The organism is Faecalitalea cylindroides ATCC 27803, from assembly GCF_000469305.1.
Taxonomy (GTDB): Bacteria; Bacillota_I; Bacilli_A; order Erysipelotrichales; family Erysipelotrichaceae; genus Faecalitalea; species Faecalitalea cylindroides.
The window spans coordinates 1-10,404 of the sequence record NZ_KI271071.1 but is presented as its reverse complement, the minus strand read 5'-3'; the positions used below and the strand labels follow the sequence as shown (position 1 = coordinate 10,404).

13 protein-coding genes and 1 pseudogene are annotated in these 10,404 nt (G+C 39.5%); 13 read left to right on the top strand and 1 reads right to left on the bottom strand.

What is annotated here, in order from left to right; translation table 11 throughout:
• The 10 genes and pseudogenes from HMPREF0367_RS10600 to HMPREF0367_RS09865 form a co-directional block, all read left to right on the top strand.
• Nucleotides 1-438: pseudogene (locus HMPREF0367_RS10600) on the top strand (acetyl-CoA carboxylase carboxyltransferase subunit alpha); the annotation flags it as partial.
• Complete coding sequence (locus HMPREF0367_RS09905) at nt 420-1,412, top strand: beta-ketoacyl-ACP synthase III (protein ID WP_035403846.1); 993 nt, start codon at nt 420-422, stop codon at nt 1,410-1,412. The pseudogene HMPREF0367_RS10600 and the gene HMPREF0367_RS09905, both read left to right, overlap by 19 nt.
• Nucleotides 1,390-2,331, top strand: a complete 942-nt coding sequence (locus HMPREF0367_RS09900) for a nitronate monooxygenase (RefSeq protein ID WP_035403845.1) — start codon at nt 1,390-1,392, stop codon at nt 2,329-2,331. Before HMPREF0367_RS09905 ends, HMPREF0367_RS09900 begins: the two co-directional genes overlap by 23 nt.
• Nucleotides 2,331-3,395, top strand: coding sequence for an NAD(P)H-dependent flavin oxidoreductase (locus HMPREF0367_RS09895; protein WP_035403843.1), 1,065 nt, complete (start codon nt 2,331-2,333; stop codon nt 3,393-3,395). The genes HMPREF0367_RS09900 and HMPREF0367_RS09895 overlap by 1 nt, the downstream gene beginning before the upstream one ends.
• Nucleotides 3,392-4,327, top strand: coding sequence for an ACP S-malonyltransferase (fabD, locus tag HMPREF0367_RS09890; RefSeq protein WP_035403841.1), 936 nt, complete (start codon nt 3,392-3,394; stop codon nt 4,325-4,327). Before HMPREF0367_RS09895 ends, fabD begins: the two co-directional genes overlap by 4 nt.
• Nucleotides 4,315-5,058, top strand: a complete 744-nt coding sequence (gene fabG, locus HMPREF0367_RS09885) for a 3-oxoacyl-[acyl-carrier-protein] reductase (RefSeq protein WP_015535185.1) — start codon at nt 4,315-4,317, stop codon at nt 5,056-5,058. The genes fabD and fabG overlap by 13 nt, the downstream gene beginning before the upstream one ends.
• 8 nt (nt 5,059-5,066) lie before the next feature.
• Nucleotides 5,067-6,302, top strand: a complete 1,236-nt coding sequence (gene fabF / locus HMPREF0367_RS09880; protein WP_229027166.1) for a beta-ketoacyl-ACP synthase II — start codon at nt 5,067-5,069, stop codon at nt 6,300-6,302.
• Between the two features lies 1 nt (nt 6,303).
• The gene (gene fabZ, locus HMPREF0367_RS09875; RefSeq protein WP_015535183.1) at nt 6,304-6,741 is read left to right on the top strand and encodes a 3-hydroxyacyl-ACP dehydratase FabZ; all 438 of its coding nucleotides are present in this window, start codon (nt 6,304-6,306) and stop codon (nt 6,739-6,741) included.
• Complete coding sequence (locus HMPREF0367_RS09870) at nt 6,742-7,068, top strand: holo-ACP synthase (RefSeq protein WP_035403837.1); 327 nt, start codon at nt 6,742-6,744, stop codon at nt 7,066-7,068. It abuts the gene before it with no gap.
• Nucleotides 7,055-7,750, top strand: a complete 696-nt coding sequence (locus tag HMPREF0367_RS09865) for a lysophospholipid acyltransferase family protein (protein ID WP_022356711.1) — start codon at nt 7,055-7,057, stop codon at nt 7,748-7,750. Before HMPREF0367_RS09870 ends, HMPREF0367_RS09865 begins: the two co-directional genes overlap by 14 nt.
• Here HMPREF0367_RS09865 and HMPREF0367_RS09860 read toward each other — a convergent pair.
• Entirely contained in the window at nt 7,714-8,481 is a 768-nt protein-coding gene (locus HMPREF0367_RS09860) for a biotin--[acetyl-CoA-carboxylase] ligase (protein ID WP_051335255.1), read from the bottom strand. The two genes, HMPREF0367_RS09865 and HMPREF0367_RS09860, sit on opposite strands and share 37 nt — an antisense overlap.
• 271 nt (nt 8,482-8,752) lie before the next feature.
• Here HMPREF0367_RS09860 and HMPREF0367_RS09855 point away from each other — a divergent pair, with 271 nt between their 5' ends.
• The 3 genes from HMPREF0367_RS09855 to HMPREF0367_RS09845 all read left to right on the top strand — a co-directional run.
• Nucleotides 8,753-9,190, top strand: a complete 438-nt coding sequence (locus tag HMPREF0367_RS09855; RefSeq protein ID WP_035403835.1) for a radical SAM mobile pair system MarR family transcriptional regulator — start codon at nt 8,753-8,755, stop codon at nt 9,188-9,190.
• Nucleotides 9,187-9,879: a radical SAM mobile pair protein A gene (locus HMPREF0367_RS09850; RefSeq protein WP_035403833.1), complete on the top strand. Its 693-nt coding sequence runs from the start codon at nt 9,187-9,189 to the stop codon at nt 9,877-9,879. Before HMPREF0367_RS09855 ends, HMPREF0367_RS09850 begins: the two co-directional genes overlap by 4 nt.
• Nucleotides 9,864-10,404 (top strand): radical SAM protein (locus HMPREF0367_RS09845; RefSeq protein WP_035403832.1); only part of this gene is annotated, 541 nt, incomplete at its 3' end. The genes HMPREF0367_RS09850 and HMPREF0367_RS09845, both read left to right, overlap by 16 nt.

The following is a 10,404-nucleotide window of genomic DNA, read 5'->3' as shown; positions in this document are numbered from 1 at the left end:
ATCGCCGATTGTCTATATACCTTTTCTTCATTAAAGACACCTGTTATATGCTTTGTTCTTTCTGAAGGAGGAAGCGGTGGAGCTCTTGCACTAAGTGTGGCCGATAAGATCTTCATGTTAGAATATGCAGTTTACTCGATTCTATCTCCTGAAGGATTTGCCTCTATATTGTGGAAAGATGGCTCACGTGCTAAAGAAGCCTGCGATGTGATGAAGCTTACCAGCAAAGACCTTTTAGAGAAAAAAGTAATTGATGAAATCGTACCAGAACCATTTGGTGGAGCAGCCTCAAATCTACAGAGTGTTGTCGATAAGATGGATCTTATGTTGAAAGAAACATTGAATGAACTGACTAAGATGAAAACGACTACGCTGGTAGAAAAACGTTATGAAAAATTTCGTCATTTAGGAGAAGGATCATGGAAAATGTCAAGATAATTGGCTGTGGCTATGCTTATGGCTCAAATTGTGTAACTAATGACATGTTAAAGAATGTTGTAGATACAAGTGATGAGTGGATCCAGTCAAGAACCGGCATCAAGCAGCGAACAGTATCAAAAAATGAAAATACCAGTGATCTGGCAATCAGAGCTGCTAAAAAAGCTATTAAAGAAAATCATATCGATAAACATGAAATTTCATTAATTATCGTGGCGACCTGTACCCCAGATAATGTCACACCATCGTGTGCTTGTTTAGTGCAGGAAGCTCTAGGTCTTAATGAGGATCCCATCATGGCTTTTGATATCAATGCAGCATGTAGTGGATTTATTTATGCATTACAGTGTGCTTCTAGAATGTTGGATAAAGGTATAGCTCTTGTGATAGGGGCAGAAACTTTATCTAAGATCTTAGACTGGAAAGATCGCAATACCTGTGTTTTGTTTGGTGATGGAGCAGGAGCCGTCCTGATCAAACGCTGCAACGATGGTTCTAACATGACTTTTTATGCTAGGTCCAAAGGAGATAAAGATAAGGCACTATATTGTGCCGGGCGTTCTTTACAACCAGAATTGAAAAATATAGCCCAAGAGAAACCTTATCTTAGCATGAATGGAAGAGAAGTCTTCCGCTTTGCGATACGCTCCATGCCAGATGCGATCGAACATGTGCTAAAAGAAGAGAGCATTGATTCAATCGATTTAATGATTCCCCATCAGGCCAATATTCGCATCTTAGAATATGTCAGCAAGAAAATGAAATTTCCAATGGATAAGATGTTTATCAATTTAGATCAATTTGGTAATACATCAGCTGCCAGTGTTCCATTGGCGCTAGGCCAGGCATGGCAACAAAACAAGATCAAAGAAAATATGAATCTTGTATTAGTTGGCTTTGGGGCAGGATTTACCTGGGCAGCCTGCAAGATTCATATCGAAGGAGGAAAACATGATGATCAATCAGATGCTTAATATCAAATATCCTATATTTCAAGGCGCTATGGCCAATATCGCAACACCTGAATTTGCTGCAGCAGTTTCAGAAAGCGGAGCATTAGGTATTATTGGAACAGGGGCTATGAATGCCAAGCAAGTTCAGGAAAGTATTCAAAAAATTCGTTCTTTGACAGATAAACCATTTGGCATCAACGTCATGTTGATGAATCCGGAAACAGATGCCATCATGGAAGTTATTGCACAGAATCATGTGCCTGTTGTAACCACTGGAGCAGGAAATCCAGGAAAATATATGGAAATGTTAAAGGCTTCAGGAACTAAGGTCTTTCCTGTTGTAGCCAGTGTTGCTCTTGCGATTCGTATGGAAAGAGCAGGAGCTGATGGAATCATTGCCGAAGGAACAGAAGCTGGTGGACATGTCAATGAACAGACAACGATGGCTTTATTACCTCAAGTTGTTGATGCAGTGGATATTCCAGTCATTGCAGCTGGGGGAATTGCAGATGGCAGAGGTTTTAATGCAGCTCTATCTTTAGGAGCCTGTGGTGTTCAGTTAGGAACTTGTTTATTGGCAAGTGAAGAATGTCCAATTCATGAAAACTATAAAAATGCTGTCTTAAAGGCAAAGGATACAGATACGGTCGTAACTGGAAGAACTTTAAATACGCCGGTGCGTATCTTAAAAAATTCAATGAGCCGTCAGTATTTAAAATTAGAAAAAGCAGGTGCCAAACCTGAAGAAATGGAAAAATTGACTCTTGGTGGATTAAGACGAGCTGTTTTTGAAGGCGATATGAAAACTGGATCTGTCATGATGGGGCAGGTTGCCGGCTTATGTAAGGAAATTCGTCCTCTATCAGAAATCTTTGAAGATATGATGAATGATTCTAAAAAACAACTGGAAGAACTGAAAAAGAAAATAGAGGAATGCTAATGTTAAGACCTATAAAGCTAAAAGATAAAATCTTAGAAGTTCCAATTATTCAAGGTGGTATGGGAATAGGTGTATCTTTATCAAACTTGGCATCATCTGTTCGAAAAGAAGGCGGTATGGGTGTTATCTCAGCCGCTATGCCTGGATTTAATGAACCAGATTTTGAAACTAATTCTTTAGAAGCTAATATTCGAGCATTAAAAAAGGAAATTCAAAAAGCCAATGAAGTAAAACGCGGGCTTCTAGGAGTCAATATTATGGTTGCATCCAGAAATTATGAATCCTATGTAAAAGCTTCTGTTGAAGCTGGGGCAGATGCGATCATATCTGGAGCTGGACTACCTTTAGATTTGCCAAAGTATGCAGAGGGCAAGATCATGTTGGCACCAATTGTATCAAGTGCCAAGGCATGTCGATTGTTGTGTCGTGTATGGGATAAACATCATAATACAACACCAGATTTTGTCATAATCGAAGGTCAAAAAGCAGGAGGACATCTAGGCTTTAAGAAAAAAGATCTAGAAGACGGAACATATCAAACGCTAGAACAAATCTTAAAAGAGGTTTTAGAAGAACTTGTACCATTTGAAAAGAAATATAATAAACAGATTCCGGTTTTTGTTGCTGGTGGAATATTTACACATGAAGATATTCAAAACTATATCGATCAAGGCGCTTCTGGTGTACAGATGGCAACACGTTTTATTGCGACAAACGAATGTGATGCCCATGAGAATTTTAAACAGATGATCTTAAAGGCAAAAAAGGAAGATATTGTCTATGTAAAAAGCCCGGCTGGTTTTCCAGGCAGGGCCATTAAAAATGAGTTTGTCAAAAGAACGGAAACAGAGTCAAATCAAAGCGTTTCAAATTGTTTGGCTTGCATGCTTCCATGCACTCCAAGTTCAACGCCTTACTGTATAACTCGTGCTTTGATTCGAGCGGTTAAAGGAGATATGGAGAATGGCTTGTTCTTTTGTGGAACAAGTGCCGAAAAGATTCATGAAATCATTGATGTACATACATTAATGAATCAATTAAAAGGAGAGGTGAAAGAACAATGACAACAGCATTTCTATTTGCGGGGCAGGGCTCACAGATTGTAGGAATGGCAAAAGATTTCTATGATCATTGCCCTTCAAGTAAAGAATTGATGGATAACCTACATTGTGATTACGACATAAAAAAGCTTTGTTTTGAAGGGCCGCAGGAAACATTGAATGATACAGCTTATGCACAAAGTTCGATTGTGGCAGCTTCTTTGATGATCTTAGAAGGATTGAAATCAAAAGGTATAAAACCAGATGTATGTGCCGGCCTTTCCTTAGGAGAATACAGTGCGTTATGTTGTGCAGGTTCAATGGATGCACAAACTGCAATTAATATCGTACGTCAAAGAGGGATCTTAATGTCCAATGCCTTGCCACAGAACACAACGGGAATGCGTGCAGTTCTAGGATTAGACGCAAGCAAGATCTTGGAAGTATGCAAAGAAGTAAATGAAAAAGGGTTGGTTCTTGAAGTGGCCAATTATAACTGTCCAGGGCAAATTGTTGTTACCGGGCAAATAGAAGCTTTAGAAATGGCGGCACCAATGTTATTGGAAAAAGGAGCGCGAAGAGTTTTACCTTTAAGTGTCAGCGGAGCTTTCCACTCTTCTTTACTCACTCCTGCCAGCAATCAACTTGAAGAAGTGTTGAAGACAAGTTCGTTATCTTTACCTTCTATTCCTGTGTATCACAACGTGGATGGAAAAGTTCATGAATATGAAACGATCGAAGATTTGATCAAGATCTTGAAGCAGCAGATTTGTCAAAGTGTTTATTTTGAACAAACGATTCAAAATATGATCAAAGATGGTGTCGATACATTTGTCGAAATTGGTCCAGGAAAGACACTGACAGGTTTTGTTCGAAAGATCGATCGCAAAGTGAATGTATTTACGATCAATACAATGGAAGATGTAGAAAGGATGCTGCAAACATGGAACAAGTAAATAAAACAGCATTGATTACTGGGGCTGCCAAAGGTATTGGAAAAGCTGTTGCCTTAGCTTTTGCCAAAGAAGGTTATAACATCGTCATCAACTACAATGGTTCTAAAGAAGCGGCCTTAAATACACAGCAGGAAATTGAAGCATTGGGTGTAAAGACACTTGTTGTTCAAGCGGATGTATCTGATGAAGATCAAGTAAAAACAATGGTTGAAAAGAGTATTGAGACATTTGAAAGAATAGATGTTTTGGTAAATAATTCAGGAATCAATAAAGATGGTTTGATGTTAAGAATGTCATATGAAGATTTTCATAAGGTCATTGCCGTGAATCTGGAAGGGACCTTTAATTGTATCAAACATGTTTCAAGGATCATGATGAAACAAAGAAGTGGTTCGATCATCAATATGTCAAGCGTTGTAGGTATCATGGGAAATGCCGGGCAGGCCAATTATGCCTCCAGCAAAGCCGGTGTGCTTGGTTTGACAAAATCTGCAGCTAGAGAATTGGCGCTTCGTCATATACGAGTCAATGCGATTGCACCTGGCTTTATCGAAACGGATATGACCGCAAAACTGGCAGAGAAAGACAAAGCGAAGATGATGGAACAAATTCCATTAAGACAATTTGGACAACCAGAAGATGTGGCCAATGTATGTGTTGCCTTGGCAAGCGATGCCTTTAAATATGTAACAGGTCAAACGATTCATGTCGATGGCGGCATGATCATGTAGGAGGAATTATGCGTAGAGTTGTAATTACAGGTTTAGGAGTTATTTCTCCTATTGGAAATGATGTAAATGCTTTATGGAATAGTATTGAAGAAGGAGTATGTGGAATTGCTCCGATTACGCACTTTGATACAAGTGATTATAAGGTGAAATTGGCGGCTGAAGTAAAAGATCTAGACATGGAAGCTTATTTTTCTAAACGTGATCTAAAGTTTAATGATCGTTTTACACAGTTTGCTCGTATAGCCTCTAAACAAGCGATGCAGGATGCTGGATTTGATAAAGAAATTTCGGATGCAGATCGTTTTGGATGCATCATTGGTTCAGGAATTGGGGGTATTGAATCAATTGAATTAGCTTCACATACGTTAAGCGAAAGAGGAGCTTCAAGAGTCTCTCCATTCTTTATTCCTATGGCTTTAGCCAATCTTGCAGCAGGACAGGTGGCAATTGACTGGGGCTTAAAAGGAGCAACTTCTTGTGTTGTAACAGCTTGTGCGGCTGGTTCTAATGCGATTGGAGAAGCTTTTCATAGAATTCGTGACGGCTATGAAGATGTTATGTTAGCTGGTGGCAGTGAAGCTGCGATCACTCCATTAGCTATTGCCGGCTTCCAATCAATGCGTGCTTTACATACTGGAGATGATGCCAAAAGAGCCAGCATTCCTTTTGATAAACAGAGAAGTGGTTTTGTCATGGGTGAAGGTGCCGGGATCTTGATTCTGGAAGAATTAGAGCATGCCAAGGCCCGCAATGCCAAAATTTATGGTGAGATCGTAGGGTATGGTTCTAGCTGCGATGCACATCATATTACAGCACCATTGGATGATGGCTCAGGTGGTGCCAAAGCCATGGTACAGGCATTACAGGATGCTTGTATCAAAGCAGAAGATATCGATTATATCAATGCTCATGGAACGAGTACAAAACTAAACGATAAGACAGAAACGATGGCTGTTAAAGCAGCTTTTAAAGACCACGCTTATAAATTAGCTATCTCTTCAACCAAGAGCAATACAGGGCATTTGTTAGGGGCCAGTGGAGCTGTGGAAGCTATTATTTCTATCAAATCTTTACAGGAAGGTTTTATCCCGGCAACGATCAATTATCAAGAATCAGATCCAGACTGTGATCTAGATATTGTCGCAAATCAAGGACGTCATCAAGATATTCATTATGCCATGAGCAACTCTTTAGGTTTTGGTGGACATAATGCATCCTTGGTATTCAAAAAATGGGAGGATTAGTATGTTGTTATCAAACGAAGATATAAAAAAGATCATTCCGCATAGATATCCCTTTTTATTGGTTGATAAAATTGAATCCATTGATGAAGAAACCAAAACCATTGTTGGAATCAAGTGTGTCAGTGCCAATGAAATGCAGTTTTTAGGACATTTTCCACAACAAAGTGTTATGCCGGGTGTTCTGATCGTAGAAGCTATGGCACAAACAGGAGCTGTGTATCTATTAAAAGAGGAAGAAAATCGTGGAAAGATTCCTTTGTTTGCGGGAATCAATAAGATGCGTTTTTCGTCTGTGGTCGTACCAGGGGATGTATTAAGGATGAAGGTTCAATTTAAACGTATGATCGGTGGTATTTGTATTGCCGGTTGTGAAGCTTATGTGGACGATAAAAAAGTCGCATATGGTGAAATTCTTTGTGCTTTACAGGATGTGGAATAAATGTGGATCGGTTGTGATATTGTAAATATCGATCGAATCAAGGATCCTTACAAAATTGCCAGAAGGATCTTGAGTGAACAAGAATATGAACAATTTTCAAATTATTCTTCAAATCGACAAAAAGAGTTTTTGGCAGGGCGCTTTGCCGCTAGAGAGGCCATTATCAAAGCATTACCGATTCCTATAAAGCTAAAGGAAATTGTAGTAGAGCCACCAAAAGAAATTCAGTATCAAGGGTATACGATTCAAGTATCGATTGCCCATGATGGAGGATTTGCCATGGCGACAGCCCTGGTTCAAAGAAAGGAATCTCATGAAAACATCTAAGATCATTCGAGCTTTACCTGTTTTGCCTGTTGCCTGGGTTAGCTCAAAGATATATGAGAAAAAAAGTCAGTTGGAAGCACAGGTTCGACTGGAAAAATGGAGCCGTTTTATTTTGAAATATCTAGGATACAATTTATCTGTTAAGGGAATTGAAACAATTCCTAAAGAGGAAACGATTTATTTTGTATCCAATCATCAAGGTACATTGGATCCAGCTCTTGTCTTGGCAAGTTGTCCGGTTCATTTGGCTTTTATCTCAAAAAAAGAGAATGAAACCATGCCTATTTTTGGCCGATGGGCTAGAAATATAGGTACGATCCATTTTGATCGTGAATCTAGAGAAGGCAATGTGCATATGCTAAGAGAAGCTGCTAGAGAGCTTAAACAAAAAAAGAATCTTTTGGTCTTTCCTGAAGGAACTAGATCAAAAGGAGATACGATGAATGAGTTCAAGGCAGGTGCTTTGTTGCCGGCTTATTTATCAAAAGCTACAATTGTGCCAGTTGCCTTAAAAAAAGCTTATACACTGGATATTTCATCTGATCATACTAAACAACTTGAAATTGAATATGGAAAACCGATTCGTGCTTCAGAATATAAAAAAATCAGCCAGGAAGATCTTGCTAAAGAACTTCATGACTGGATTCAAAGTCGAATTGATATTTCACCAGAGGATAAATGATCGATCGATCCATCCTCTTTTTTTATGACAAGTCGAAAAGAATCATCGACTCCTAAGATCGTTCCTTTATATTCTTTCTGGGGATGCAGGATCCTTACTGTTTGATTAATATAGGCAAGATGATCTTTATATGCCTGAAGAAAAGAATGATGATTGGTATAGTAATCATAAAAAGACTCTAGAAAACTTGTGATCAATATATTGCGAGGTTTTTTGAATGGAACAAAATCTTCAACAGCACAGGCAATAGAAGCAATATCTTCAGGATAAATAAAGGAATGGACATTTATGCCAATGCCAATGATCAAAGAATCAAAGCGTTCCTGCTGCAGCTTTCCTTCGCATAAGATACCTCCAAGTTTTTTATCGTGAAAATAAATATCATTTAACCATTTGATTGAAGGGGAGAATCCATATACAGATTGAATAGCTTTACACATACATAAGGCACTTAAGGCTGTATAGTGTAGGACGCACTCTTTATCTTCTTTGGGCTTTAATAATAAAGAAAGATAGGTGCCGCTATTTGAAGGAGAATAAAATGAGCGGCCATTTCTTCCTTTTCCCTGTGTTTGATGATCTGCGATCAAAACCGTTCCTTCAGGTAGATCTGTATGTTCTGATAGCCATGAATTGGTGCTGGCAGTAGAGTCAATGACCTTGATTTGATAGAAAGAAGGAAGACTGGATTGAATATCTTCCTGGTTGAGTTTATCTATATATGCTTGCATACAAAAATTATATCAAAGAATATGGTTTTCAAGAAATCGAAAAAGAAAAGATTTCTATACTGAAAAAATCGGGTGATACCTTTTTAAAAGTATTGTGTTGTCCTTTATTCATAGAAGTATAGATTGTTCTTCAGAATTTATAAAACATAGGATAAAAATAGATGTATAATATCTCTATAAATTGGAATTTACCTATTGAGACATATAAACTCTTGACAACAAACCTCCTATATAGTACGTTTTTAACAAACTACTATATAGGAGGTTTTGTATGGAAATGAATGGAGGATTTCTTGTTACCAAAATAAAACAGCTTGGAGACCGGATTTTCGAGAAGATTCTCAGTGAAAAGAATGTTGATGCGTTTAATGGAGCCCAGGGACGTATTCTTTATGTGCTGTGGCAGGGGGATGGTATCTCAATCAAGTCACTCTCGACTAAATGCGGATTAGCGATAACATCTCTTACTACGATGCTGGAAAGAATGGAAAATCAAGGGCTGATAAGCCGTGTTCAGTCTGAAATGGACAAAAGGAAAACACTCCTGTTTCTGACTGAGAAAGCACATACCTTAAAGGGCGAGTACGATTATGTATCTGATGAGATGGGCAAAATTTACTACAAAGGTTTTTCAGAGGAAGAAATTACCCGGTTTGAGGAATGCCTCGACCGCATCAGAAAGAATCTTGAGGAGTGGCAGAAGTCATGAGTATTTGTATCAAAGATCAGATTCAGAACATGAATATCGTCATTGGCTGCACAGTGGGGTGCACATATTGCTATGCCCGCAACAACGTGAAACGCTGGCATATGATCGATGACTTTGCTGACCCTGAATTCTTTCCGGGTAAGCTCAAGATGATGGAAAAGAAACGTCCGCAGAACTTTCTTCTTACTGGGATGAGCGATCTCTCCGGATGGAAGCCGGAATGGAGAGACGAGGTATTTGCAAAGATCCGTGAAAATCCACAGCATCAGTTCCTGTTCCTTACCAAGCAACCTGATTTGCTGGATTTTGATACCAATCTGGAAAACGCATGGTTTGGCGTTACGGTGACGAGAAAAGTAGAACTGTGGCGTATCGACGCCCTTCGGGAAAACATCAGAGCAAAACATTATCATGTTACCTTTGAGCCGTTATTTGATGATCCTGGTACAGTTGACCTTTCCGGAATCAATTGGGTCGTTGTGGGCACCATGACCGGAGCTCAAAGCAGGAAGATTCATACGGAGCCGGAATGGGCATGGTCTCTGGCGGACCAGGCACATAAGCTCGGCATTCCGGTGTTTATGAAGGAAGACCTTGTTCCTATTATAGGGGATGAAAATATGATTCAGGAAATGCCGGAAGAATTTAATAAAGTGTTAGAGGTACAGAAATCATGGAAGAAGCAATAAATGGAATCCTCATTCGTGAGGTGGAAGCAAAGAATATCATGACTAAGTCTAGTCTGCCGGTAGGCGGTTACTCGGTCAATCCCTATGTGGGCTGTACACATGCCTGCAAGTATTGTTATGCTTCTTTTATGAAGCGTTTTACCGGGCACAAGGAGGAATGGGGCACTTTCCTTGATGTGAAGCATTGGCCGGAAATTAAAAATCCGAAGAAATATGCCGGACAGCGGGTGGTCATCGGTTCTGTGACAGATGGCTACAATCCACAGGAGGAGCAATTTGGGAATACCAGAAAACTTCTGGAGCAGCTGATCGGCAGTGACGCAGATATTCTGATCTGCACAAAGTCGGATCTTGTGGTACGGGATATTGATCTGCTGAAAAAGCTTGGACGAGTAACCGTTTCATGGTCGATCAACACACTAGATGAAAATTTCAAGAACGATATGGACTCTGCTTCGAGCATTGAGCGCCGTATCGCTGCTATGAAGCAGGTATATGAAGCAGGTATCCGTACAGTCTGTTTCG